19 protein-coding genes and 1 other RNA gene are annotated in these 25,110 nt (G+C 41.1%); 5 read left to right on the top strand and 15 right to left on the bottom strand.

Annotated elements, in window-relative coordinates; translation table 11 throughout:
- Positions 1-113: 113 nt before the first annotated feature.
- On the top strand, positions 114-2,204 hold the full coding sequence (locus THEIN_RS05550; RefSeq protein WP_013907705.1) for a metallophosphoesterase: 2,091 nt from the start codon (positions 114-116) through the stop codon (positions 2,202-2,204).
- A 224-nt stretch (positions 2,205-2,428) separates the two neighbouring features.
- Here THEIN_RS05550 and THEIN_RS05545 read toward each other — a convergent pair whose 3' ends face one another.
- The 3 genes from THEIN_RS05545 to THEIN_RS05535 all read right to left on the bottom strand — a co-directional run bounded on the left by THEIN_RS05545 (position 2,429) and on the right by THEIN_RS05535 (position 7,670).
- Positions 2,429-3,355, bottom strand: coding sequence for a transglutaminase-like domain-containing protein (locus THEIN_RS05545; RefSeq protein ID WP_013907704.1), 927 nt, complete (start codon positions 3,353-3,355; stop codon positions 2,429-2,431).
- 22 nt (positions 3,356-3,377) lie between these two features.
- Positions 3,378-6,872 carry a molybdopterin-dependent oxidoreductase gene (locus tag THEIN_RS05540; protein WP_013907703.1) on the bottom strand — a complete coding sequence of 1,165 codons (3,495 nt, stop codon included), beginning with the start codon at positions 6,870-6,872 and terminating at the stop codon, positions 3,378-3,380.
- Positions 6,873-7,196: 324 nt separating this feature from the next.
- Positions 7,197-7,670, bottom strand: coding sequence for a DUF2934 domain-containing protein (locus THEIN_RS05535; protein WP_013907702.1), 474 nt, complete (start codon positions 7,668-7,670; stop codon positions 7,197-7,199).
- 137 nt (positions 7,671-7,807) lie between these two features.
- Here THEIN_RS05535 and THEIN_RS05530 point away from each other — a divergent pair, with 137 nt between their 5' ends.
- Complete coding sequence (locus THEIN_RS05530) at positions 7,808-9,517, top strand: FAD-dependent oxidoreductase (RefSeq protein WP_013907701.1); 1,710 nt, start codon at positions 7,808-7,810, stop codon at positions 9,515-9,517.
- Between the two features lie 3 nt (positions 9,518-9,520).
- On the opposite strand, the gene ssrA is transcribed toward THEIN_RS05530, so the two are convergent.
- The 12 genes from ssrA to THEIN_RS11585 all read right to left on the bottom strand — a co-directional run bounded on the left by ssrA (position 9,521) and on the right by THEIN_RS11585 (position 20,435).
- Positions 9,521-9,879: a transfer-messenger RNA gene (gene ssrA / locus THEIN_RS11970) on the bottom strand.
- Positions 9,880-9,933: 54 nt separating this feature from the next.
- A complete protein-coding gene (smpB, locus tag THEIN_RS05525) occupies positions 9,934-10,389 on the bottom strand; it encodes an SsrA-binding protein SmpB (RefSeq protein WP_013907700.1) in 456 nt (151 codons plus the stop codon).
- 35 nt (positions 10,390-10,424) lie between these two features.
- Positions 10,425-10,670 carry a putative Se/S carrier protein gene (locus THEIN_RS05520; protein WP_013907699.1) on the bottom strand — a complete coding sequence of 82 codons (246 nt, stop codon included), beginning with the start codon at positions 10,668-10,670 and terminating at the stop codon, positions 10,425-10,427.
- Positions 10,667-11,809, bottom strand: a complete 1,143-nt coding sequence (locus THEIN_RS05515) for an aminotransferase class V-fold PLP-dependent enzyme (protein WP_013907698.1) — start codon at positions 11,807-11,809, stop codon at positions 10,667-10,669. Before THEIN_RS05515 ends, THEIN_RS05520 begins: the two co-directional genes overlap by 4 nt.
- Positions 11,806-12,396 (bottom strand): sulfurtransferase-like selenium metabolism protein YedF, encoded by a 591-nt coding sequence (gene yedF, locus THEIN_RS05510; protein WP_013907697.1) that lies wholly within the window; start codon positions 12,394-12,396, stop codon positions 11,806-11,808. Before yedF ends, THEIN_RS05515 begins: the two co-directional genes overlap by 4 nt.
- Positions 12,397-12,582: 186 nt before the next feature.
- Positions 12,583-13,503 (bottom strand): lysylphosphatidylglycerol synthase transmembrane domain-containing protein, encoded by a 921-nt coding sequence (locus THEIN_RS05505; RefSeq protein WP_013907696.1) that lies wholly within the window; start codon positions 13,501-13,503, stop codon positions 12,583-12,585.
- Positions 13,493-14,314 (bottom strand): polysaccharide deacetylase family protein, encoded by an 822-nt coding sequence (locus THEIN_RS05500; RefSeq protein WP_013907695.1) that lies wholly within the window; start codon positions 14,312-14,314, stop codon positions 13,493-13,495. Before THEIN_RS05500 ends, THEIN_RS05505 begins: the two co-directional genes overlap by 11 nt.
- Before the next feature lie 2 nt (positions 14,315-14,316).
- Positions 14,317-15,654, bottom strand: coding sequence for a glycosyltransferase family 4 protein (locus THEIN_RS05495; protein WP_083817663.1), 1,338 nt, complete (start codon positions 15,652-15,654; stop codon positions 14,317-14,319).
- A 47-nt stretch (positions 15,655-15,701) separates the two neighbouring features.
- Entirely contained in the window at positions 15,702-16,643 is a 942-nt protein-coding gene (locus tag THEIN_RS05490; RefSeq protein WP_013907693.1) for a branched-chain amino acid ABC transporter permease, read from the bottom strand.
- Positions 16,640-17,515 carry a branched-chain amino acid ABC transporter permease gene (locus THEIN_RS05485; RefSeq protein ID WP_013907692.1) on the bottom strand — a complete coding sequence of 292 codons (876 nt, stop codon included), beginning with the start codon at positions 17,513-17,515 and terminating at the stop codon, positions 16,640-16,642. The genes THEIN_RS05490 and THEIN_RS05485 overlap by 4 nt, the downstream gene beginning before the upstream one ends.
- Positions 17,516-17,541: 26 nt before the next feature.
- Positions 17,542-18,123 carry a nitroreductase family protein gene (locus tag THEIN_RS05480; RefSeq protein WP_013907691.1) on the bottom strand — a complete coding sequence of 194 codons (582 nt, stop codon included), beginning with the start codon at positions 18,121-18,123 and terminating at the stop codon, positions 17,542-17,544.
- An 11-nt stretch (positions 18,124-18,134) separates the two neighbouring features.
- Positions 18,135-20,435 (bottom strand): response regulator, encoded by a 2,301-nt coding sequence (locus THEIN_RS11585; protein ID WP_013907690.1) that lies wholly within the window; start codon positions 20,433-20,435, stop codon positions 18,135-18,137.
- A gap of 62 nt (positions 20,436-20,497) precedes the next feature.
- Between THEIN_RS11585 and ccsB the strand changes: the two genes are divergently transcribed.
- The 3 genes from ccsB to queA are packed head-to-tail and all read left to right on the top strand — an operon-like array spanning position 20,498 to position 25,108.
- A complete protein-coding gene (ccsB, locus tag THEIN_RS05470) occupies positions 20,498-21,331 on the top strand; it encodes a c-type cytochrome biogenesis protein CcsB (RefSeq protein WP_013907689.1) in 834 nt (277 codons plus the stop codon).
- Positions 21,321-24,056 carry a [protein-PII] uridylyltransferase family protein gene (locus tag THEIN_RS05465; RefSeq protein WP_013907688.1) on the top strand — a complete coding sequence of 912 codons (2,736 nt, stop codon included), beginning with the start codon at positions 21,321-21,323 and terminating at the stop codon, positions 24,054-24,056. The genes ccsB and THEIN_RS05465 overlap by 11 nt, the downstream gene beginning before the upstream one ends.
- Complete coding sequence (gene queA / locus THEIN_RS05460; RefSeq protein WP_013907687.1) at positions 24,053-25,108, top strand: tRNA preQ1(34) S-adenosylmethionine ribosyltransferase-isomerase QueA; 1,056 nt, start codon at positions 24,053-24,055, stop codon at positions 25,106-25,108. The genes THEIN_RS05465 and queA overlap by 4 nt, the downstream gene beginning before the upstream one ends.
- Positions 25,109-25,110 lie beyond the last annotated feature (2 nt).

Raw genomic sequence — 25,110 nt, 5'->3', positions numbered from 1 at the left:
ATTTTGAGTTTTCAAAGGTCTATAATAAGTCATTTTTTTGTCAAAAAATATTAAAGATACTTTAACACCTACCAGTTTAAATAAAGTCCAAAACTTTATTTAGGAGGGGGAAGATGAGATTTACAAAATTAAAAACGTTTGTTGTTTTATTGTCTCTGGTTTATCTGGCTTTTTTAACCACCAGTTGTAATTTAAACGATGTTTTAAGTCAGCTAGAGAGCCCAGCCAATGAAACATCTACCGAAGAAAGCACTTTATTCGTACATTTTGCCGATGTCCATTTGGCAGATGATCAAGAAGTATCTGAAATTTTTAGTGGTACCATACCTCCTGTAGAAACTGTTCAGAAAGCTGTAAATGAAGCGTTAAGTTATGATCCAGATGTTTTAATCCAAACAGGAGATATTGTTGCCCTAGCTGATAGCAAAGATTTGGATACTGGTGAAAAATGGTTTCAAATGGCGAAGCAATATATAAAAGATCCTGTAGTAGATAATGGGGTTCCTTTTCTCTACGCTCCTGGCAATCATGATAGAGCTGGCATTAAGCTAGATAATGTAGATATTACCGATCCGAGATATGATAATGGATTAATTTTTAAGTATATTGATACAGATAAAGAAAAGAGTTATTATTCTTACTCAGAAGATAACTATCTTTTTATTATGCTTGATCCAGAAGAAATACCTGAAACTGGATATCGAGCTGTCCGTTTACCTGAAGAGCAATTAGACTGGTTAAAGACAGAATTAGAAGCTAATAAAGATAAGTTTATAATAATATCATATCATCAACCGTTAGGTTCTTGGACCGAAGATAGCTACTCAAGTTTTATGGATACTATTAAACCTTATAAAGATGATATTATTTTGGTAGCAGGCCATACTCATGATAATAGAGTCATCTATCGCGATGGCATTCCAGAATATCAGGATGGAGCCATTTGTGGTGATTGGTGGCAAACAGGGAAAACTCCTGATGGTAACCCCATGGGTTATGCTATTTATTATATCAAAGATAAAAAAGTACAACGTTTTTACAAAGGAATAGATAAAGATAAACAGATTAACCTTTTATCTCCCGATGACGTAGTTATAAGCGGAGAGGTTAATGCTGAATTTAATGTCTATTATAAGGACAAAGAAGTTGATAGTGTTTGTTATAAAATAGATAATTCCCCTCAGGGATGTTTTAATTTGGAAAAGATAGAAACTCCCCAAATAACTTGGTATCACGCTACTGGTACTATCAAAGCTTTAAATATTGATGATAATCTTCATAAAATCAGTGTAATTGTCAAAACTAAAACTGGCGAAGAATATCAAAAAGATATAGTTTGTAAGTTTTCTGATGAAAAAATTATGCCTATAAGTGAAATAATAAATGATGAGAACTTTACTAATTTTTATGGTAGATTTGTAACCGTAGATGCTGTTGTGACCGCTGTTATGTATAGTGGAAACTTACTTACTTTACAGGATGATACTGGAAGTATTGTGGTTTGGGCTGGTGACTGTCATCATCCGGAATTTCAAGTAGGCGATAAAGTAAAACTGCGCGGGCAGGTTACTCAGTTTAAGGGAACTAAAGAGTTAAAATTAGTTAGTTCAGATGATGTAGAAATATATGGACATGAAGATTTAGAAAATCAGGTTGTAGAGCTTGAAAATATTAAGCAAGCTTATGAACAATATGATTCTTTGGAAAATAAGATTGTTAAAACTAGCGGAGTTATTACGGCTGTATTTGGAAATCTTGTTTTTATTCAAGATGATACTCAGGGAATCGCTCTTTGGCTAGGTGAAATTACTGCTCCAGAATTATATCCTGGCCAAGTAGTTACTGTTCAAGGAGGCTTAAGTCAATATAAAGGTATGGTAGAAATAGTTCCTCTAAATGATGAAGATTTAAAAATTACAGGAGAAGCAACAGTTCCTGAACCTAAAGTTATTTCTCTTGCTGAAATAGACCAAAATTACGGTACACTAGTAAAAGTAGAAAATCTCCAAATTACTTCTGTTTCTTCAAGTAAAATAGTTGTTACCGATGGAGACAATTCTATTACTATCTATTGCGGCAAGGCAGGATTTGATCCTTCTTCACTTCTAAATGTTGGAGATAATATCTCTGTAACCGGTGTGGTTGGGTACTATTATTCTCCTCAGATTTATCCAAGATCTGTTGATGATATAATCAAATTGTAAAATATGAGACCTTTGCAAAATTCAAATAATATAGATAGATCACCACGGTGCCATCGGCGCCTCGTGACAGGGATTGCTTCGGCTGCTGGCGCAGCTCCTTGTGCTATCAGCCATTTACCAGCGGCTATCGACCACACTGTCACTGCGAGCCCGTATGTCTCTTAAATAAATATTTTGCAAAAGTCTCAACATAAAGGGCGGTCATTATTGACCGCCCTTTATAATTATTTGACTATTTCCACCTTATAAGTGGTCTTAACTTTTTTGGGAGAAGGCTTTAAATCCACTTCTAGATAAGCCTTATAGATGAAATTTAATCTAGGCCCATGTTGGGCTGGAGCAAGGAGAATATCGCGTCCCTGGGTAAGGGCTATGCGGCTATCACAAAGGTGACCAAAGAAATACTCTCTTTTTTCAGGATGTTTAGCCGCTTCAGAAGCATCTATGCCGTAAAGCATGCCGTCAGGAAAAGTTAAAAGCCAGCAGTGATAGCCTTTAATTAACCCCCCGTTAGAAGGGACAGGCAATCCCATCTGAAATAGAGCCGGAATGCCCTGAGCTCTGGCTAAGCCCATAAACAGGCTGTGAAAATCCGTACAATTTCCGCGGCGGTTATTACAGGCCCAGATAGCATCGCCTCGGCCCCAGCCGGTGCCGGTTTTTTGATACTTCATGTGGGTTATCACGTAGTCGTATATGGCTCTAAGCTTGGCTACCGGATCTTTTTTGTCCCCGGCTATCTCTTTGGCCATGCTTTCAAAGGTTTCTACCGGAACTAACTGATCTGGCAAAAGTAAACGAAGGGGAATGTCTTTTTTCCAAGGCCTGGGAGAAACTTCTTGACGAGTTAACTTTACTTCTATTTCTAGTTTGGCCCCTTTGGGCAAGGCACTTTCCCAGGCCATGTGTAAAAACTTGTTGCCGTACTCTTTTTCCTTCATAATTTCATAAGGCCCAGGAGCTTTCACTTTTATGGATTCAATTTTTTGAAAATTGTCCTCAAGCGGAATGGGAACCCACAATTCTATTAACCTGGCCTTGGAAATTGGTTCTACCTGTACTTCTGTTTTTAACAGGTAAGTCTTGGCTGCTAGAGACCAGGAGCTTAAAACAAACACTAACATCAACGCCAAAAACAAACTTCTTCTCATAATAACCTCCTTTAATTTAGGTTTATTTGACTGGAGTTAAAGAAACTCTTGTGCTGCTAAAATCGGGAATCCCTCCCAAAATATCTACTAAGGGCAAATCAAACAGGCTGGAATCAAGATAGCTCAAAACATTGGGGTTAAAGCCTCTTTTTCGCAAATTATCCGGGGTTACTCGGCCATTTTTAAATATCTTTGCTCCTCCCAGAAGGACTTTTTCGCCTTTAATAATTTCTAGTTCCGAGGCTCCATGCTGGGTATGTCCGTAGTGAAAGGGATAGGCTACAATTCCTGGCCTTACACGCGGAGACAATTTTATACGAGCTAAGACACCTTCCTTAAAAGAACTGGAACAAACCTTAACTAGCGAGTTATCTTCAAGGCCTAAAGACTTGGCGTCCTCAGGGTTTAACAAAAGTAGAGGCTCTCCTTCATAGGCAAGGGCCTGACGATAACAAATAGTCCGTGATTGGGTATGGAGGGCTGTTTTATGGCTGATAAGAAATAACGGATAATCTGCCTCTAACTCGGACAATGTTTTACCGGCAGCGTTTTGGGCTACTTCATAACGTGTTGTGCCCCAGAAATTCTTGCCGTTTAAGGAATTTTTGCTACGGGCCATTTTTTCATTCCATATACAAACTTGCGGGATGCCTTTTTTCAGATTGCCTTGGCTATCAAACGCCGCTTGAGGCGGCAAGAAAACACCTCCTCTGGCCAAAACAGTACAAACCCATAACCATTCGTCTTCTGACAAAAGGCTTTTATAAGCAGCTATGGGATAGTTGGCTTCTACAAAGGCCTTTTCTTCATAAGAAGCCTTGCTTACTTCGGCATTTACAGCCAGATTAGCTATTCCCCTTAAGTAGTAGTCTTCAGCCTTATCAAGGGAGAAAGCCCCATCTTTTCCTTTGATGGCTCCGGGGCCGAAGCCAGGTAATTTCAGATATTTGGCCAGATCAATTAAAAAAGTTTCCAGACAGTAAGGGCGGCCATCAGGGGTCTTTTCTGTTTTTGGAGAAAGAACTGGCGTGCGAACAGCAGTAAACTTTTGCGCCGGAGCATGAGGGTTTAAAAATCCATACTGGCCTTCCAGATAAGTTATATCAGGGACGATATAATCTGCGTAAATATTGGTTTCGTTTACCGTAACGTCTATAGAAACATGGAGAGGGACTTTATCGTGATCTGTAAAGGTTTTGATAAAACGCCTTCCTCCAGGGGTAGTGTAAACGGGATTGTAAAAATAAGTAAAAAGCACTTTGATGGGATACGGATAAGCCTGATCTATACCTGCCAGGGCTGAAACCGAAAGTCCACCTTTGGTAAAAGGAAACCAGGGGAGTTTAGAAGGATAACCCTGACGTTTAAATTCACTGGTCTTTTCGTAAGAGGCTTTCTCGCGAGATATTTTTACGCCTCTGGGCTTATGAGCACCGGGAAAGGATTTAAGATTGTAGCAACCCGTTTGCCATTTAGCCGCCCCTCCTCCGGCACAAAGATAGCCGCCTACTCGATTAACATTTCCCGCTAAGGCATTAAGTAGGGCTACGGCGTAGCTGGCGTATGCTCCTCCAACGTAGTTTCCGCCACCATGATAGGCAAAAGCGGCACTATAAGGAGCATGGCTGGCAAACTCTTTAGCTAAACGCTCAATGGTTTCTCTGGAAACTCCACTTTCGCGAGCGTAAAAGTCAAGGTCATGGGCAAAAACGCTTTCCTCAAGAAGTTTGAAGGCTGTTTTCAGTTTAAACCCTTTATAAGTGCCCTCCCAGGAAAGAGTGGCACGAGTTACCTCTGAGGCAGGTCTTAATACCCCTTTTTTATCTACAACTACAGGCTCTTCAGGTTGGCCAGACAACCCTTGCAGATCCTTAACTTTCAAGAAGCGGCCGGCTTCAGGCCCCTCGGTGATAACCAGATGAGTGGCATTGGTAAAGACATTTCGTCCTTCTTTTTTGGCGGCTTTAAGGTTGGTAAGGGCGAGAAAAGAAGTATCAAAAAGCTTCTCTTTAAGAAGAACGGAAAGCAGTCCCAAAGCCAGGGCACCATCTTTCCCTGGTTTAATAGGAATCCACTCATCAGCGGCGGCTAAGGCTTCGTGAGCACGAGGATCAATGATTACAAATTTGAGATTTTTTTCCGCGGCCCGTCTGGCAAAAACGCTTCCCGCCGTGGTAGGCCCAGGCTGGAGGGCCGCATACAAATTAGCGCCAAATACCAGAACATATTTTGAATTCCATAAGTCAGCCTTGAATTCTACCTGTTTGCCATTGGAGAAGGCAAAATTGCCCATCCTGAAACCAAGACCGCATATATCGGTATGTCCTATGTAATTGATAGAGCCAACGGACTTGTTAACAAAACGTTTAATGAAATGTTTGCGCCCCCCTTGAGAACGTCCAGTTATCCAAACCAGTTGATTGCGTTTTGGCCCTAGCTCTGGTGCCTTCGGGTCAATAGGCTTATCAGAAAGAACTTCTTTTAAGCCAGGGTAATGGCGCTGGTCTCCTAAATCTTCAAAAAGCCGGCCCCCATTTGCTATTTCGTAAATAAGCTGGCTCCAGGAAATAGGTTTGAATTTACCAGAGCCGCGAGGGCCGTTTCTTTTAAGGGGAACTTTTAGGCGATAAGGATTGTTGAGATAATCGTTATCAAAAAGGGGCTTGGCGCAGATACCAGCTGTTTCTTTAAAAGAATCTTTCAAAGGTGTTTCGTAAGGAATCGGCTCTCCCGCTCTGTTGTAAGGATGATAAGGGTTTCCTTCAACACGGACGATTTTTTCGTCTTTTACTCTGATCCTCAGGCCACAGCGGGCGTTACAGGCCAGACATACCGTGGTTACCAGGCGTTCGCCTGGGTTTAGTCTGGCTCCCTCTGTTTTGACCCAAGGGAGTTCTTTAGTTTGATTTTTAATCTCGGCACGCTGATATTGGTGCAATTCTTTAGCGAGAGATTTATTATTAGCTAAAAGCGCCGCCAAAGCCCCTTCTGGATGGTAAAGGTCACCAAAAATTAGTGCTCCTGAAGGGCAGACCGCTACACACCGCGGAATCTCTTTCTGGCTGATAAGTTCAAGACATAAATCGCATTTATGGGCTTTGCCTCTAAAAACTTTTATTCCGTTATAAGGGCAGGCTTCTACACAGGCTCCATCTCCCTTACATAGGGCCTTATCTACCAATATCACCCCGGTTTTATGGCGCTTTAAGGCTCCTTCTGGACACACTTCAAGGCAGGGAGCTTCTTGACATTGTTTACATATTTCTTGCTTAAAAGAGAGTTTAACCTCTGGATATTTCCCTTCCTCTTGAAGATGCACTTTCATAAAAGTTTCTTCAGGGGCCAGCTGGTGGGCCATCTGACAGGCAGCCATACAGGCCCTACATCTGATACAACGTTCTGAGTCCCATATAAGAACAGGCCTCAAAAGCATATCCCCCATTGCCTGCTGAACTTTTAAGACCGGTCCAATTAAACAGGTCACGCCAGCAATCTTAAGAAAAGTTCTTCTTTTCATCGCCACTCCTTTCAGGTCAAACTTGATTGGAAAGACTTATATCGACAGAAAAAATAAATCAAATAGAAAATATCTATAAAACGAACCCGATTTATAGATATAATCTTTAGAGGTTATATAACTTGGCTATCGATTAGCTATTGATGGGAAAATTTTTACAGACAAAACATAAAGGAAGGCTACAAGATTATCGAAGAACCTTGTGTTAGCGAAGGGCTCTCTTAAAACCAAAAAAGTAGTCAACCCCTCGCAGTGGCAAGGTAAAATGCTACTGCGAGCCTGTATGGTAAAAAGTCTTTAAAGAAAAGCCTTTTTCAATATTCTTTAAACATACATTTTGGCTGCTTTTTCTACGATTTTTTCAGCCTCAAGCCAGTCATCAAGGGCTTTGCCTGGTTCCTGGCCACGTTTGAGGTATATTTCGTACGCAATTTTTTCGATTAGTTCTTTTTTCATTCTTTGGGCTTCTTCAGGTGAACCAATAAATTCAATAACGAGATTGTCTTCTTTAGCCGACTGTACTTCAATTCCTTTCACTTCACCATTTTCTTTGAGTACGTATATAGCTCTCGGAGAGCGTAAAGTATGAATAAGGTGTTCTGTATGTTCTGCGTTAACCCCACCTACAATAACTTCTACGTCTTTCTTTTTGGCTTCATATACTAAACCCAAAAAGGGCATATCTCGGCAAACTTCATGGCCACCTACCAAGATACAAACTGGCCGAAACTGGTGTTCCGCGTTGAACTGCTTTAAAAATGTAGGCCAATCTTTTTTGAGAATTCTTTCTTTTTTCATTTTGAGTCTCCCTCAAGTTTATTTGGACTTTACTTTTCTAAGAAAAAAATAAACACTCTTTATAACGATGTCTCTTTTCCAATAGTGATTATATCAAAATAAATTCAATGTTTGCTAAAAAAATTTAGGAGGTGATTATGAAAGAAAGAATAGTAGTAATTGGAGCGGTGGCGGCTGGCCCGAGAGCTGCTTGCCGAGTTAAGAGGCTAAACCCCGATGCTGAAGTAATCATGATAGATAAAGACGACCTCATTTCCTACGGAGGCTGTGGAATTCCTTATTATGTTTCTGGAGATATCCCTGATGAAAAAGAGTTGCGTCTTACAGCTTTTAAAATGTTAAAAGATGAAAAATTTTTTGAAAACGCCAAAGGAGTCCATACTCTTACAAAAACATTAGCTACCAAAATAGACCGTGAAAAAAAAGTAGTTCACGTAAAATATCTTGATTCTGGTAAAGAGGATACCCTTCCCTATGATAAACTAGTTTTAGCTACAGGGGCCTCTCCCTTTCTTTTACCTATTCCTGGGCGTGATCTTGACGGAGTTTTTGCTGTCTCAAACCTTCACTCCGCCATAGAGATAAAGAATCGTTTGGCCAGAGGGGAAGTGGGCAAAGTGGTAATTATTGGGGCAGGGGCCATAGGCCTTGAGATGGCCGAGGCCTTTAAAGACCTGTGGGGAGTAGAGGTCACAGTGCTCGAATACTTTAGTCAGCCTTTGCCACGTTTGCTTGACCCCCCTCTAGCCCGTATAGTGGCTCAGCACCTGAAAGAAAAAGAAGTAAAACTAGTGGTTAATGCCCGTACCAAAAAGATTGAAGGCAAAGACGGAAAAGTAGTGGCTGTAATCACCGAAGACGGTCGTTACAAATGTGACCTGGTTATCATGGCCACAGGGGTTCGCCCTAATTCTCAGCTGGCCCGTGAAGCAGGGCTAGCAGTATCACCTCTAACCGGAGGTATAATCGTAAACGAACGCTTGCAAACTTCTGACCCTGATATCTATGCCGGTGGTGATTGTGTAGAAATAACCCATCTTATATCTGGCAAGAAGATGGTTCTCTCCTCAGGAGCGCTAGCCAATCGTCACGGCCGTATAATTGGCACGAATTTAGCTGGAGGCACAGAAACTTTTCGCGGAGCAGTGGGAACCTTTGTAATGAAATGTTTTGACCTGGCTATTGCCAGCTGTGGTCTATCTTATGAAGTGGCTAAATTAGAAAAATTTAAGACCTTTTATGCCCTACATAGTCAGCCAGAAAGAGCCCATTATTATCCAGGGGCAGGTCCTATTTTCGTAGAAATAGTAGCAGACGAAAGAGATCGCCGGGTTTTAGGATTTCAGGCCGTAGGCCCGATGACTGACGGGGCCATGGCTCGGGTAAACGCTGTGGCCAAAATTCTTGAGTTTAAACCGCGTCTTGAAGATACTGCTTACATGGAACTTGCTTACGCTCCTCCGTTCAATTCGGCCCTTGATCCTATAAACGTGGTTTCCATGGTGGCTAATAACTTGGCTGATGGTTTATTTAAACCTATAGAGCTTGACGAAGTATTTAAGCGTCTAAAAGAAAACGACCCGAATACCATTTTTATAGACGTAAGAACTGAAGGCGAAGCAGCTCCTTTCATGGAAAAATATCCCGGACGCTGGATTTTTATTCCTTATGATCAAGTAAGGTTCAATATCGACAAGATACCAAGAGACAAAGAGATTGTACTTATTTGCAATACTTCTATGAGGGCTTATGAAGCGGCACGAGTACTTTATGCGGCAGGTTATGAAAAAGTTTATGTGCCTCTTGGAGGAATGAACTTTGTAAGACGTTGGAGCTGGTTAGATTAATTTTGGTGGAGGCGGCGGGAATCGAACCCGCGTCCGGAGGTGTTTCAGACTGAACTTCTACGTGCGTAGCCTGGGCCGTGACTTTCGGCTGGGAAGGCTCCCCAGGCTGGCCTTCTCCAGCCTAGCCTGCAGAAATCTCGCCTAGAAGGTGGCAGGCACACCTTCTAGGCCAGCCCGCTAGCTGACGCCCTGAACCGCCCACGGGCAGAGGCTGGATTCAGGGCGGGCTGCTGTTATATTAAGCAGCCATTGCGTAGTTATATTCGTCGGCACTTGTGTTTGCCCCACCTTTTTTACGAGGCGGTGGGCACCTCGGCACGCTGTTCAGCCCTAGGCACCTCCGTCGAACCCATTTCGCCCCCTTTGTGCGCTAAAGCCGACGAAGGTTTGGGCTTTTCCCAATTTTAAAAGAGCAATTATTTTATACGCCCTTTGTAACGGCGCCTTAGCTCGCGCTCAACATCCCGGCGGCGTATGGTTTCGCGCCGGTCATAAACCTTCTTTCCCTTGGCTAAGGCTAACTCTACCTTGGCTTTACCATCCCGAAAATAAATCCTTAAAGGAATTAGAGTATAACCTTTTTGCTGTACCTTGCCAAGGAGCCGTCTTATCTCCTGTTTCTTTAAAAGGAGCTTGCGTGTGCGCGTCGGGTCAAGCACCTGCGCCTCACGACTAAAAGGATAAGGACTGATATGGACGTTGTAAAGATATACTTCGCCATCTTTTATACGGGCAAAACTATCAGCCAAATTAGCCCGCCCAAGCCTTAAAGATTTTACCTCTGGCCCAAGGAGCACCATGCCCGCTTCAATGGTTTCTTCAATGTCATAAAGGTGCCGAGCCTTTTTGTTGGTGCAAACTGTCTTTTCCATAGCAAATTTATGGTAAAACTAATTTAGCCTGCCGTCTAGAGGATAACTTCTTGATACCCTTGCGGAGTCTTTTCTTGGCAGGAAGAAGGTTTAAGATTCTTGGAGGCAAGTGTTTTCAAAGCTAAAGGAAGGTCGTCTTTTTTTATCTCAAGCGCCATGCCGCAATCACTGCTTATTTCTTTGGGAACAGGTACTAAATCAAGGTTTACGCCCTCTTTTTTAAGGATTTTTTCTGCTTTTAAAACGTAATGAATAGAAGGAAAGAGCAAGATAACCTTCATGCTGCTATTTTTAATAAGGCTTCAGCTGCCTTTTCCACTTCACTTACACGGTTAAAGTAGCCGAAAGAAAATCTTACCGTTCCTTGAGGGAAAGTTCCTATGGCTTTATGTGCCAATGGGGCACAGTGGAGGCCAGGGCGCACCGCAACCTGAAATTCTTTATCAAGACGAAGGGCTACTTCAGAGGGCGAAAGGCCTTCAATGTTTATGGAAACAATAGGAATGGCTTTGATTCTTTCTTTGGGACCATAAATTTTAATTTTGGGATGGTCTTTAATTTTTTCTAAAAAAAGATCTGCAAGGGCGGTGGTGTGGCGATGAATTTTCATAAGACTCGTTTCTTCAATAAAATCAATTCCAGCAGAAAGGCCGGCGATACCACAAAGATTGGGAGTTCCGGGCTCAAAGCGATCTGGCAAAAACTCAGGAGCCTCAAGCGATTCTGAACGACTTCCTGTCCCTCCAAGTTTAATAGGAGAGAGTTCACTTTCTCGCCCGGGTTTGATATAAAGCACACCCACGCCTGGTGGACCAAAAACTCCCTTGTGCCCCGAGAAGGCCAGGAAATCTATGTCCCACCTAGTAACATCTACGGGAATATGTCCTACGGCCTGGGCAGCATCTACAAGAACTAAACTTTTCCCTTTTATTTTAAGAATTTCTGCAAGGGGCTGTATGGCACCAGTTACATTTGAAACTAGGTTCACGCACAAGAGCCTGGGCTTATGTTCTTTTATTAGCCTTTCTAATGTCTCAAGCTCAACTAAACCTTCTTCGTTGCACGGGGCATAGACTACTTTTACTTCTCTTGTTTTTCTAAGATACTCAAGCGGCCTGGCTACGGAATTATGTTCCACATGGGTAGCTATTACACGGTCTCCTGGGTTAAGAAGTCCCATGATAACCAGGTTAAGGCTCTCGGTGGCGCCTGAGGTAAAAATTACTTGTGTTGAGTCTTCAGCGCCGATGAAAGAGGCTATCTTTTCACGGGCTTCAAAAATTATATGGCTTGCCGCCAGAGCCCCCTGGTGGGCAGAGCGCCCAGGGCTTCCCGGAGTGTTCCTGAGGGCCTGTCCTACGGCCTCTATTACTTCTGAAGGCTTAGGAAAAGAAGTGGCCGCCTGGTCTAAGTAAATCATGGTTTAACAACCTTGGAGGATACTAGTTTTTGCAAAATATCAAACATGTTTGAAATTTGCCCTACGCCTAACCTGTCTTTTACTTTGTAATAATCAAGGCAGGTTCCGCATACTAGAATTTCAACACCTTGTTTTTCAAGGTCTTTAAGGTCAGGCAAGAGTTCCGAATCTTCAAGGGCCAAAAAGACTCCTTCATTGTAACAAACAATGACTTGGGGCCTTGGAGAGACTTCTTTCAGAGTCTTTATAAAGGCTCGCAAAAGAATTTTTCCCAGGGTTTCGTCCCCTTTGCCCATAGTTTTGGAAGTTAAAGCTATACAAACAGGTTCTTGAGTTCCACAGGAAATATCTGGAGAGATGGAAGCTGTCTTAGCTCCTTTGGTGATTTTGAGTTCCCAAAAACCATCTTTGGCAGTAACCGAAATAGCGTGCCCCTGGGCTTCAGCAAAGCGGGAGACATTTTTTACCGCTGCTTCATTGTCAACAAGTACCAGAACTTCTTCTCCTTCTTTTATCTCGTCAAGGGCATTTTTAGTATTGATAACTGGTTGTGGGCAGGGAAGACCACGGCAGTCAATCTGTTTCATACCTTCTCCTTTTGGCGAATTTTTTAGTTTAACTATTTTAATTAAATCTCTGTAAAAATTAAGACCCAAAAGAATATAAGTTTGTTATATAGAAAATTTCTATTTATTGAGCAGACCCTATAGAGAAATTCTATGTCTAAAGTGAAGAAGCAGGTTAAAGTAGATGACAAGTAGGCAAGAGATTTTTTAAAGAATCCGTGACTCAAGAAGGCTAAAAGTGAGCCCGAGCACTACAATAGTTAGGGTTTGGACACCATGGTAAACTAGGGCAATGGCCATTGCCTGGCTTTCAGGAAATCCCAAAAGCCCTAATACTAAAACAATGGCTGCATGAGTTAATCCTATGTTTGCTGGTGGGTTGGGTAATAGTAAAGCCAGGTTTAGACCAAGCAAAGTGATGATAGCTTCAATAAAAGAAAGATTCAAATTTAGAGCCTTGGCTGCTAACATCAAAATATATACTTGGGCCAGCCAAGAAAGGATAGAAAGAAAATAAGTAATCACTAATATTTTTTTGTCTTTCAGGCTTTCTAAGCCTTTAAAAGCAGCTATTAACCAGTTTAATAAAGGATGTTTAACGGAGAGTTCTTCAATTTTTATACGCTTTAAAAAGCCCAAAAGAACTATAAACAATAAAAACATACTTACAGAAAGCCAAAGAATGCCTCTTTTCAAAATGGGCGGGAGGATGTCATTAAAATAAAAAGGCAAGACAAAACTTGTTAACCCCAGACCATCTATAAATTTATCTGCTGCTACCGTGCTTAATCCTGTCCCCCAATTAAGTTTTTGTTTTATAAGATAAAGGCCTCGGCCAAAATCTCCGGCCCTCATAGGCAAAATGGTATTCCCCCAAAAGGCCAAAACAGTCAGGCAAAAACTACGCAGAGGTCCCAGTCTAGACAGAGGAGAGACTATCAGGCGCCAGCGTTCTGATTTAAGATAAACAACTCCTATGTTTAGTAGAGCGCTTAAAAGTAAAAGCCGAATATCTGCCTGTTTTATTGTTTGCCAAGTTTTAGAAAGGTCTGTCTTCAAAAATAAAATGACGAGACAACTAAGACCAAAAATAATGGAAAAAATTAGCCGAAATTTTTTAGAACGCACTAATGCCCCCTTGAGAAATTCGCCACAAAGAAGAAAGGGTAAGCGGTTTTAACCCCTGTTTTTTTATTACAGGAAGGGTCTTTTTAAAGGCTTTGAGCATAGCTGTTTGAGGACGAAGACGGTCAGCCACGCCATCGTGCAAAAGTAAAATATCTCCAGGCCTTAAAGAGGCTAAAATTCTTTCTGAGATTTCTTGAGCGGTAACGTTTTCATCGGTATCCCACACACCAATTGTCCATCCAGCTAAACGAAGCCCTTTTTTACGCAACCATAGATATTGGTCAAAGCGAATAAAACCGTGGGGCGGTCGGTACCAAATTATTGGTTTAGAGGAAATTGACTCAAGGATAGCTAATCCCTGTTCTATTTGTCGGCTAAATTTTTTTAGGGAAAGCTTCCATATTTTTTGGTGATCTAGGCCATGGAAAGCCAGTTCGTGGCCTTCTTTTTCTATTCTCTGGATAAGTTCAGGGAGGCGTTTAGCCCTTTTAGCCAAGACAAAAAAAGTGGCCTTGGCTTTCTCTTGAGCCAGTAAATCGAGCAGTTTAGGGGTTATTTCGGCATCTGGCCCGTCGTCAAAGGTGATGGCTATTTCTTGGATAACATTTTTAGCTCGCCAGAAACTTTTGGATAAAATGTTTACTTGGGGAACAAAGGTATCCAGGGCCAATAAGCTGCTTCCTATAAACCAGGGAGCAGTACGACGAAAAGCTGGTTTCAAGAATATTGGACAAGAAGATAGACCAGCCCCCAAAACAAGAAGAAAGCGCTTTTTAATTTTTGGGGGCAAAACATACCAGAATCTAAACATGTTTAAGAAGGAAGTATTTCGTAATAATGGTCAAGGAGATCGGCGGTTACTTTGTCCCACGAGAACTCTAAGGCCCTTTCCCGAGCCTTTTGCGCCATTTCTTTTCTTTTCTCGGGATTTTCTAGAAGGAATTTTAAGGCTCTGGCGTACCCTTCGGCTCCATGTTCTGGTTTTACCATAAGGCCATGTTTTCCGTCTTCCATCACGAAACGAAAGCCTTCTATGTCTGTAGTAACAACAGGCACTCCCGAGGCCATAGCCTCAAGAAGAGTAATACCAAAACTTCCTTTTTTAGCAGGGAAACAAAGCACATGAGCACTTCGATAATAAGCCGGGCGTTCTTCATCTATTTTGCCAACAAATATAATTTTTTCGGTAAGTTCTTTGGGGACCATTTTCCGATAAGTGGGTTCAAGGGGGCCAAAGCCCATAATTATGAGTCTGATATTAGGTTTTTCTCGGGCTAGTATTTTGAATGCTTCTATAAGGATATCAAGCCCGTTTCTAGGGTCAAAACGGCCTACGTAAAGGATGTTAAAATGGTCATCTGTAAAACGAGAAATTGGTTTTTGTTCAGGTGAATACCAGTTCGTATCAATACCGTTTGGTACTACTACATAGGAAAAACCAGGCAAAAACTTTTCCATAGAAGCAATACAAATGGGAGAAACAGCTATCCTTAAGGCCATGGCTTCCATAAATGGACGTAAGCGTTCTTTAAACATGGAAAGCCACAAGTTTTCTTCAAAATGGGTATGAAACGTTCCCACCACAGGGACAGGCGAATGATAAATAGCCAGGAGAGGAAGAGTTGGTGTTAACGGGGAATGGACGTGAACTAAGTCAAATTGGCCTTCAAATAAAATTTTTTCCAGTTGGGAGCCTAAATCTTGACCCAAGCTTATTCGGGCAAAAGAGTCATTTGAATAGATAGAAACGGAACGGCCTAACTTGATAATATGATTGGCGATCTCACCTACATCCCGTCCAAAAGGGCCGGCTTCAGGAGTTATGATGGTTACTTCGTGCCCTTTAGCCAGAAGTTCTTTAGCAAAATGATGCACGTGTTCGGTGATTCCACCAAGAATCGGATAGTAGTATTCGGTTACAATAGCTATTTTAAGGGGCGAGCCTTTTGGCCTTGGTCTAAGGGGCTTTTTAGGTAAGATAGCATTCGTCTTTAAGTCTTTGTAGCAACTTGCTAAGAGCAATAGGGCCTTAAATAAAGAGCTTACTTTCGAGTGAAATATCCCTAGCCTTTTTTGCAACTCAATAGCACTGTACATATATTTTTCACCTCTTTTAAATAAAGGTTTCACATATTTTACCCTTTGTAACATTATGTCGATAGAGAAAAAAGTCCAGTTTTTTTGTGAAAACTAGAAAATTAACGAAGAGATTTTGGAAGAAAAAATTTTTTCCAGGTAGTTGTTTTCAGGATAGAAATAAGGCCTTGCGGATAAAATATAAGGATTAACATTAGACTTAAGCCATAAAATATATCTTTTAACTCTTCAAAAATGGAAAGAATTTGAGGTAAAGGGGTTAAGAAGGCCGCTCCCGCTAAGGCCCCCCAAGGACTACCCATGCCACCCACTAGTACGATTGTCACCACTTCTACTGAATAAAAAATATCGAAAGTTTTAGGACTAATAAAAGAAAGATAGTGGGCATAAAGAGCTCCGGCCAAAGCTGCTAAAACCGCGCTAAAAACAAAAGACCACACCTTGTAGCGTAAAACTGGAAGACCTAAAGCTCTAGCGGCTGCCTCGCTTGATTTGATAGCTTTTAACTCTCTTCCCAGACGGCCTTGTAAGAGGCGCAAGATAAAAAAGAATATTGTTAGGGCAATAGTCCATATCAAATAATAGTTGGCTTTGTCAGTATTAAAACAAAAGCCTCCAATACAATATGGTGGAATACCTGGTAATCCAGATATACCACCAGTGATGGTCTCTGCTTCACAAAGAGAGATGTAAACAATTAGATTTAGGGCAAGGGTTGCCATAACCAGATAATGACCTTTAAGGCGCAATACAAAACGCCCAAGGATACCCGCTACCAGGCTTGTAACAAAAATAGCCAACAAAGTTCCAAAGAAAGGGGGCAATTTTAGATAAAAATAGCTTAAGGCTGAGCCATAAGCCCCCATGGCGTAAAAAGCACCGTGGCCCAGTGAAATTTGGCCAGCAAAACCAATAAAAATAGTTAGTCCTAGAGCTACTAAAAAATATAGGCCTATAAAGGCTAATACATTCAAATAATAGGGATTTTTTACAAAGATAGGCAATAAATAAATAATTAGATAAAGTACCAGAAAAGACCTCATAAACGTTCTTCCTCGTTATTTCCTAAAAGCCCCTGCGGCCTGAAGAGCAATACTAAAAATAAAACACTATAAGCTACTACATTTTTGAATGCAGAGGCAAAATAGCCCCCCACTCCCTCTAGCAGGCCTAAAAGAAGCCCGCCTAACAAAGCTCCTGCGAAATTCCCGTAGCCTCCTAAAACCGCAGCAGCAAAACCTTTTAGGCCAATATAAACACCGCTTTCAAAGGAAAGGGGCCAAACCGGGGCTACAAGGATTCCGGCAAGTCCTCCTAAGGCCCCTGCTAAAGCAAAGGAGCAGGCAATAGCCTTGGAAACGGGTATTCCCATAAGAGCAGCTGCTTGAGCATCGACAGCTACCGCCCGAATAGCTTTGCCCCAGAGGGTATATTTGAAGAAAAGATGCAAGGCCAAAAAAGCAAAGAGAGTAGTACCAATAATCCAGAAAGTTTGAATTTCAAAATTAAGATTCCCAAGTTGGATATAACCTCCTTCTAAAGGCGGTAAAGAGATAGGCCTTTTCCCCCATAATTCTTTGATTGCTCCGTGAAGAAAAACGGAAAAACCAACGGTAATAAAAACTAGAAAGATTATTTCTTTAGACTTGGCGTAGCTCAAGACAAAGCGCCAAAGAAAAAAACCTACAAGGGCAGCTAACAATACCCCAGCAGAAAAAGCCAGCCAGTAAGGCCAGCCAAAACCAACCAAGAGCGAGTAGGCCAAAAAAGCCGCAATCACGGCAAAGTCGCCTTGGGCAAAGTTGACAATGCCCGTGGCATTGTTGATGACGCTGAACCCCAGAGCTATAAGGGCGTAAATAGAGCCGGCTGAAAGGCCCGCAACCACAAATTGCAGAAAGATTCCCAAATCCATGAAGGAGATATCTAACGCAAGGCCGGCTAACAGTAAATATCCAGTATTAACTCCTCAAGAGGTCTCTTGGGTACGTGGTGAATGTCTTCATCGTCTCGGAAATATTTTATATCTCCTCCAGGCGGAATATCTTCTATAACTACCTTTTCGGCGGGTTTACCTAAAGCTATTACATGTAGCATTTCAAAGCGAGGGGGGATGTTTAGATTCTCTCTTAAAGTTTCGCGATCAAGAGAGGCGATAATGCATCCCCCTAGGCCCTTTTCTACTGCTCCCAGGAGTATATTTTGCGTAGCCAACCCGGCATCTACCCCAAATACTTGAGCAATATCTTTGTCTCCCAAAACCACTATATAAGCCGTTGGGCGTTCTCCTTTGGCCGGGCCAGGCCAGTCTTTTAAATAAGCTGCCCATCTAAGACAGGAAAATATTTTTTGGTTCACATCTTTTTCGCAAGATAAAATGTATTTAAGGGGCTGTAAATTACCAGCTGAGGCGGCTAACCTGGCTAGCTTTATAAAATAAAGAAGCTCTTCTTTTTTTATGGAATAATTTTCATCAAAACGGCGGTAACTTCTACATTTAAGAATTAAATCTTCTAAATTCATATAGCACTCCTTTAATTTTTCATAATCGAAGTTAAGTTGCGGGGAATTTCTTCTAAACGAAAAGGTTTATATAAAATAGCATCAACACCCATAGTTTCTAAAAATTCTCGACTTTTTTCATCTATATAACCAGTAGTTACTATTATGTGGATATTTTTTCCTGTTTTTCTGATCTTTTTTATAACATCCTTTCCTGACAGTCCAGGTAAATTTAAATCTAATAGGATAACATCAGGAGTCAGTCCACCTTTAATTCTGGACCAGGCTTCTTCTCCAGAAAAACAGCATTCTACTTGATAGCCTTTTTCTAAGAGATATTTCGCTACTGCATCCGCGATGCCTTTTTCGTCCTCGACAATCATTATTTTAGGTGCGGGAAACATGGTGGCTAGATCTCTTTTCAGTTCTTTTTTAAGGTCTTTAGGTGGAGAAACTTCTGGTAAATAAATTCTAAACAGAGAGCCTTCTTTGTTTTTAGTGCGAACCAGGATAAAACCTTTAACATTTTCTACAATTCTCAGAGTTACAGCTAAACCCAGACCGGTACCAGAATGAGAATTTTTGGTGGAAAAATATGGATCAAAAATTCGCCTAAGATATTCTGGCGGGATGCCTGTGCCGGTATCTTCTACTTCTAAACAGGCAAAGCGGCCCTTTATGTGTTTTTTACCTCCTGGAATATACCCTTCAGGGGCTTCTTCTAAGCTGACTTTAAAAGTTTTTAAAGAAAGAGTTCCTTCTTTTTCCATAGCTTGGATGGCATTAAGACATAGATTCATGATAATTTGTGTTAGTTGGGCCTTAGATAAAGGCACAAAAAGGGCTGTTTCGTTCAAATTGATTTTTATTTTTATTCCCTTGGGAATGGATTCCTGGATAAAATAAAGAGCCTCTTTTAACTGTTGATTGAGGTCTGAAACTTCTGAAGGCTCTTTTTCTTCTGGTCTGGCAAAAGTTATCATCTGGCTAACTATTTGAGCTGCACGATCACAAAGAGCCAAAATGTCGTTTACATTCTTTATATGTGGAAAACTTAAATATTCAGTTATTAGCTCTGCTTTAAGCCTAATAGCGGCCAAAATGTTATTAAAATCATGCGCTATTCCTGCGGCTAAAGTGGCTATCGCTTCCATTTTTTGCATTTGAATTAATCGTTCTTGAAATTTTCTTTCCTGCGTTAAGTCTTCAATCATAAAGACATAGCCTAGGATTTTATCTTTTTCCTTATCAAAAAAAGCCCTAACTTTTAGAGATAAAATTGTTTCTTCATCTGGAAGCTTGACTTCACACTGAAAAAGCCCTTCTTTCTCTATCACTGCTGTAATTTCAGCAATATCAACTTTACCTAATAAAAATTCGAGAAAAGAATAAAAATCTTTATTTTTGGACAATAAAAAGAATTCTTCAGCTTTAGGATTAGTAAAAAAGGGTTCCATTTTTTCATTGGTGATCACTAAGCCCACATCAGTAGCCTGCTCAACTATAAGTTGAAGAACATTCTGTATGCGAGTTAATTCGGCACTAATGTTTTCCAACTCTTTAGTTTTTTGGCGTAAGAGTTTTTGTCCCAAAAGCAGGGCTTTTTCTTTAATTTCTCTTTCAACCATAAAGCGAACATATTCTGGCCCCGCGTTCTGGGGTAACACATAACGAGCCCCTTTTATGATGTAAGAAAACGGGTCTAAAGGTTCTGCATTTTTAGAAGGGAAAATAATGATAGGAAGAGCTGGGGCCATTTGTTTTATAAAAAAAACTTCATCAGGCGCAAGTTTTGAGGAGATAAAAGAGGCCTCGAAGTTATTTTTTTTCAAGTTTTCAATAGCGTCATTTAAACTTACAGGAGAGGTTACTTTAAATCCAGCTCTAGTAAGTATATCTTCCCACCGTTTTTTTTCTTTTGGATCGTAGGCGAGTAAAAAGACATTATAATATTTTTCCTTTTTAGGAGAGCTAAAAACTTCTTTTATCTTTTTAAGAAGCTCTTTGGTGGAGCAAGGATAAGATAAAAATCCTTCAACTCCTAGAGCTTTTATAATTCCTTCTATTTCTTCAGAAGCAAAATATGAAGAAATTATTAGTACCGGCAAATTGTAGTTGTTTTCCCATAAAAACCGACAAAGGCCCCAACCATCAATGCGTGGCATGTAAAGATCGGTAATAATTAAATCAGGCTTTAGGCCAGAAGATAGCAAGTCAATAGCTTCCAGGCCATCTTCAGCCTGTTCTACGAGATAGCCCGCCTTTTTTAGCATAGAAGTCAGACGAAATCTCTGAACCGGCTCGTCGTTGACAATAAGAATTTTAAAAGCCATACTTGCCACCTTTTAATTTTTAGATTAATTCTAATTTAAATAATTGTATAGTGAGGTGATTTATGACCAGCTCCCTCCTTTTAAGTATTGCTACTTTTCTTTATTTGGCGGCGGCTATCTTTTATCTTTTTAACTGGATTTTCCACTGGCAAAAATTTGGTATAGCTGGAACAGCCACAGCTATCTCTGGTCTTCTTCTTCATACCGCCGGTTTCTTTTTTCGCTGGTGGGAATCTCATCAACTGGGCTATGGTCGTATCCCCCTCACTAATTTATATGAGTCTCTTATATTTTTCGGCTGGTCAATCGTAGCAGTTTATTTATTTATGGAATTTAAGTTTAAAAATCGGGCAATGGGTGCCTTTGTAATGCCCTTTGCCTTTTTGAGCATGGCTTATGCGTCTTTTTCTACTGATCAAGAAATTCAGCCTCTTATACCTGCTTTACAGAGTAACTGGTTGACCGTGCACGTCATCACTTGTTTTCTGGGCTATGCCGCTTTTACTGTAGCTTGTGCGCTTGGCATAATGTATCTCGTGCGCTCTAAAGCCAAGTCTGATGAAGGGCTCTGGTCTCATCTGCCGGATCTTAAATCTCTTGATGACTTAATTTATAAGACCATTCTTTTTGGGTTTTTCTGGCTAACGGTAGGCATAATAACCGGGGCAGTTTGGGCGGAACAGGCCTGGGGAAGTTACTGGAGCTGGGACCCTAAAGAAACCTGGTCCCTCATCACCTGGTTTGTTTATGCCGCAGCTATTCACGCCCGGCTTATGCGAGGTTGGAGCGGTACGAGGATAGCTTTCCTTTCTATCATTGGCTTTGCTTCGGTTCTTTTCACCTATTTTGGGGTTAACTTCTTGTTATCCGGGCTCCACAGTTACGGTGCAGGTTAATTTTAAATGCCTAGAACCACCCGATTCAGAATGGGCTTCTTTCAACTTAGAAAGACTGAAAGAGGCCCATTCTGATTTTCCCTGGGGAAGAATTCCTCATGAAAACCTTTCTCTTCTTAAAAATCTGCTCGGATTCTCCCCTTACGCAACCAACATACTTTTAAGACGTAAAGATGTACTTGAACTCTTTTGTAGCTACCCCCTTCCCAAGCCCAAAGGAAGCCGAAATCTCTTTAGAGAGATAGCCCAAAAAACCGACTCTTTGAAAGATTGGAAAGACCTGGCTGTTTTTTTGCGAAGGATTAAGCAAAGAGAAATGATTAAAATTTTGGCCCATGATTTAGCCGGCAGGGAATTTAGAAAGACCGTTTTTGCAATCACTGCTCTCGCTGAAGCCAGCCTTAAGGCAATTCTTTTTTGGCTTACCAGCACTTCTTATCCTGAAGATTTCCGAGAAAAGTTTTTTATCCTTGGTATGGGGAAGTTTGGCGCAAGAGAGCTAAACTATAGCTCTGACATTGACATTATCTACTTCTTCCACGCTCCCTTAAATGAAAAAGAACGTTTTATCGCTTTAGCTCGAGAAATTACCCGCATCATGGACACCCTTATTGAAGGAGACCGAGTTTTTCGTGTGGATCTTGGCTTGCGTCCTGGTGGAAAAGATGGCGAGCTGGTTTATTCCGCCAGGGCTGGCGTCAATTACTATTTTTACCAGGCCCACCCTTTCGAGAGGCTGGCTATGGTTAAAGCCAGGCCAGTAGCTGGAAACATAAAACTTGGTAAAAGCTTTTTGAAAGTTTTGCGACCAGTTATTTATCCCCAGTTTTTAGATTTTGCGTATCTGGAACATATAAAAGACCTTAAGGCACGTATTGAAAAAGAAGCTCGTAAAAAAGGCGCTGAGAGGAATATAAAAATTGGTCCTGGAGGGATTCGATCGGTAGAATTTTTTTGTCAGACTTTACAAATGATTTTTGGCGGCAAACACCCATATCTTCGAACACGCCATACCCTCTGGGCCCTCAACCATTTAGCTAAATATAAAATATTACCCTCAGATGAGGCCTTGTTCTTAAAAAAAGCCTATGTTTTCTTACGACAGGTAGAACACCGGATCCAGACAGTTCATTTTAGACAAACCTATACCCTTCCCGAAGAGGAAACTTCTTTGAAACGCTTAGCTAAAAGCCTTGGTTATCAGGGTGAAGAAGCACATAGAATCTTTCTTGATGAACTAAACGTCCTTCGCCAGCAGACCGAAAGAATTTTTTTGTCTCTTCTTGAGCCGGAAAAATCAAAAGCTTCCAATCTATCGGGAAAGATTGATTTGTTTTTTGATGGGGAGATATCCTCTAAAGAATTAGCAGGAGAACTAAATCTTCCTTCGCATCTTTTAAAAGACATAAAAAACATTTTAGTAGCTAAAGGGCCTCTTGCAGCACGCCGAGCGCCTTTACTTAAAGACATATTTAAAGTGGTTCTGGAAAAGGCTGTTATTTGGGGAGTGAAAACAGAGACCTTAGCCAAGCTATTAAGTTTTTTTGAGCGCTTAGGAGGAAGACTTTCCTTTTACCACGCTTTAAGACACGATCCTGAAAAAATAGAAGACTTACTGGAAATTTTTGAAAAAAGTGCTTTTTTGAGCCATCTTTTGATGGAAGTTCCAGGAGCCGCCGAGGCTTTATTTGAACTTGAAATCTCTTTTATCCTTCCTGTTATTCCCTCGGGTATGGAACTCGAACAGGCCTTGGGTCTTTTACGAATGGCTAAAAATGAAGAAATTTTTCGCGTAGCCTATCTGGATTTAAAACAAAAAATTCCTTTTCCTCAGGTCCCAGAACGCCTTTCAATTCTTGCTGAAAGCATAATCAAGGAAACATACAATCTGGCTTCCTCCTCTAAGCAGTATCCTCCTCATTTACTGACAATTTTGGGTCTAGGAAAACTTGGCGGAAAAGAACTCGGCTACCGCTCAGATCTTGACATGGTGTTTATCGCTCCTTCAGAAGAAGAGATGGTTCCAGCTACCAAACTTGTCCAGCGTTTTATGCATTATTTGACTACCCCTTTGCCAGAAGGGCCTGGCTACGAAGTTGATACCCGTTTGAGGCCTGAGGGCAGAAAAGGCCCTTTGGTAGCTACTGTTGAAGGCTTCTTAAAGTACCACCAAGAAGATTCTGGCTTATGGGAAAAGCTTGCATTATTACGTTTGAAGCCTCTTGCCGGAGATCTTGAGGCCGGAGAACTTTTGCTTAAAAGGCTAAGAGAAGTTTTGAGCTCTTTTGAATTCGGGGCCTCTCAAGCCGAAGAAATACGCCAGATGCGTTTTAAAATGGAAAAAGAAAGAACTACGCCTGGCAGATTTAATCCCAAGGTTAGCCGAGGAGGCTTGGCTGATATCGAATTTGTTACTTTTTGGTTAATTCTTAAAAATATAAGAGAAAAAGACCTCTGGGGAGGGCCGATACCGCTAGTTTTAAATAAACTGGCTCAAAAAGGAATTGTTCCCTCAAAAGTTGCTAAAAAACTCGAAGCTAATTATCTTTTTTTGCGCCGTTTAGAGCAGCTCCTTATTTTATTGCTGGACAAATCAGGAGAGGAAAAAGAATACTCCTTTTCGGAAATAAAACTCTGTGAGTCTTATCTTGGTTCAGGGCTTGAAGAGAAACTCAAGCAAATTTGTGAAGAAAATCGAAAACTTTTCGAAGAATGGTTGGCATGAGTGAAGAAAAAATACCTCCTATTTATGATCTTGAAACTTACACTTACGAGCTCCCAGAGGAACTAATTGCTCAATATCCCAGTCAGCAGCGTGAAGAGAGCCGTTTACTGGTGATCGATCGCGGAAAAAAAGAAATAATCCACCATGATAAATTTGCTGAAATTGAAAAGTATTTTCGTGAAGGAGATTTGTTAGTAGCTAATGATACCCGGGTATTTCCGGCCAGGCTTTACGGCCAGAAGGAAACCGGAGGGAAGGTAGAAGTTTTACTTTTAAGGTTGCCAGAAAAAGGCAAGCCTGTACCTGCACTGCACCGAGGCAAAAAGATAAAAAAGGGCTCGCTAATTAAGTTTGAAAAGGGCTTAGTGGCAAGAGTTCTTGAAAATCTTGGCGAAGGTAAAATTTTAATAAGCCTTGAGGGAGTAGATGATGTCTTAGGTGTCCTTTACGAGATAGGTAATGTGCCGCTTCCTCCATACATAAAAAGAGAGCCCAAAAAAGAAGATTTTTCTCGATACCAAACAGTTTACGCTAAAAAGCTTGGTTCTGTAGCGGCACCTACCGCAGGTCTTCACTTTTCTGAAGAGCTACTAAATCGTTTGCAAGAAAAAAGTGTTAAGTTTATCACTATTACACTACATGTAGGCTACGGAACCTTTGAGCCTGTTAAAGTAAGAGACATAAGAAAGTTTCAGATTCACGAGGAATATGTGGAAATTAGTCCTGAGGTAGCGGAACTTATAAATACTTCGCGTGAAGAAGGCCGACGCCTTTTTGCTATTGGCACTACTACTATGAGGACCTTAGAATTTGCCGCTCGTCGAACAGGTAAAATAGAACCTATATCTGGGTGGTGTGATTTATATATTTATCCTGGTTTTGAATTTAAAGCCGTGGATCATCTCATAACCAACTTTCATCTGCCAAAATCTAGTCTTTTGGTTTTGGTGGCAGCCTTTGCTGGTCTTGAGCTGACTAAAAAGGCTTACCAAGAAGCTGTGGCCAAACGATACCGCTTTTTTTCTTATGGTGATGCCACGTTAATTTTATAAAA

The sequence above is a fragment of the Thermodesulfatator indicus DSM 15286 genome, assembly GCF_000217795.1.
GTDB lineage: Bacteria > Desulfobacterota > Thermodesulfobacteria > Thermodesulfobacteriales > Thermodesulfatatoraceae > Thermodesulfatator > Thermodesulfatator indicus.
This window is presented reverse-complemented; position numbering and strand designations above follow the sequence as displayed.

What these genes read in the sequence shown, in the direction of transcription:
- THEIN_RS05520 (WP_013907699.1), bottom strand. Translation starts at nt 10,670, where the DNA reads ATGAAGGTTATCTTGCTCTTTCCTTCTATTCATTACGTTTTAAAAGCA.
- yedF (WP_013907697.1), bottom strand. Translation starts at nt 12,396, where the DNA reads ATGAAACAGATTGACTGCCGTGGTCTTCCCTGCCCACAACCAGTTATC.
- ccsB (WP_013907689.1), top strand. Translation starts at nt 20,498, where the DNA reads ATGACCAGCTCCCTCCTTTTAAGTATTGCTACTTTTCTTTATTTGGCG.
- THEIN_RS05480 (WP_013907691.1), bottom strand. Translation starts at nt 18,123, where the DNA reads ATGAATTTAGAAGATTTAATTCTTAAATGTAGAAGTTACCGCCGTTTT.
- THEIN_RS05490 (WP_013907693.1), bottom strand. Translation starts at nt 16,643, where the DNA reads ATGAGGTCTTTTCTGGTACTTTATCTAATTATTTATTTATTGCCTATC.
- THEIN_RS05535 (WP_013907702.1), bottom strand. Translation starts at nt 7,670, where the DNA reads ATGAAAAAAGAAAGAATTCTCAAAAAAGATTGGCCTACATTTTTAAAG.
- THEIN_RS05515 (WP_013907698.1), bottom strand. Translation starts at nt 11,809, where the DNA reads ATGATTTACTTAGACCAGGCGGCCACTTCTTTTCCTAAGCCTTCAGAA.
- THEIN_RS05495 (WP_083817663.1), bottom strand. Translation starts at nt 15,654, where the DNA reads ATGTTACAAAGGGTAAAATATGTGAAACCTTTATTTAAAAGAGGTGAA.
- THEIN_RS05500 (WP_013907695.1), bottom strand. Translation starts at nt 14,314, where the DNA reads ATGTTTAGATTCTGGTATGTTTTGCCCCCAAAAATTAAAAAGCGCTTT.
- THEIN_RS05540 (WP_013907703.1), bottom strand. Translation starts at nt 6,872, where the DNA reads ATGAAAAGAAGAACTTTTCTTAAGATTGCTGGCGTGACCTGTTTAATT.
- THEIN_RS05550 (WP_013907705.1), top strand. Translation starts at nt 114, where the DNA reads ATGAGATTTACAAAATTAAAAACGTTTGTTGTTTTATTGTCTCTGGTT.
- THEIN_RS05485 (WP_013907692.1), bottom strand. Translation starts at nt 17,515, where the DNA reads ATGGATTTGGGAATCTTTCTGCAATTTGTGGTTGCGGGCCTTTCAGCC.
- THEIN_RS05530 (WP_013907701.1), top strand. Translation starts at nt 7,808, where the DNA reads ATGAAAGAAAGAATAGTAGTAATTGGAGCGGTGGCGGCTGGCCCGAGA.
- THEIN_RS05545 (WP_013907704.1), bottom strand. Translation starts at nt 3,355, where the DNA reads ATGAGAAGAAGTTTGTTTTTGGCGTTGATGTTAGTGTTTGTTTTAAGC.
- THEIN_RS11585 (WP_013907690.1), bottom strand. Translation starts at nt 20,435, where the DNA reads ATGGCTTTTAAAATTCTTATTGTCAACGACGAGCCGGTTCAGAGATTT.
- smpB (WP_013907700.1), bottom strand. Translation starts at nt 10,389, where the DNA reads ATGGAAAAGACAGTTTGCACCAACAAAAAGGCTCGGCACCTTTATGAC.
- queA (WP_013907687.1), top strand. Translation starts at nt 24,053, where the DNA reads ATGAGTGAAGAAAAAATACCTCCTATTTATGATCTTGAAACTTACACT.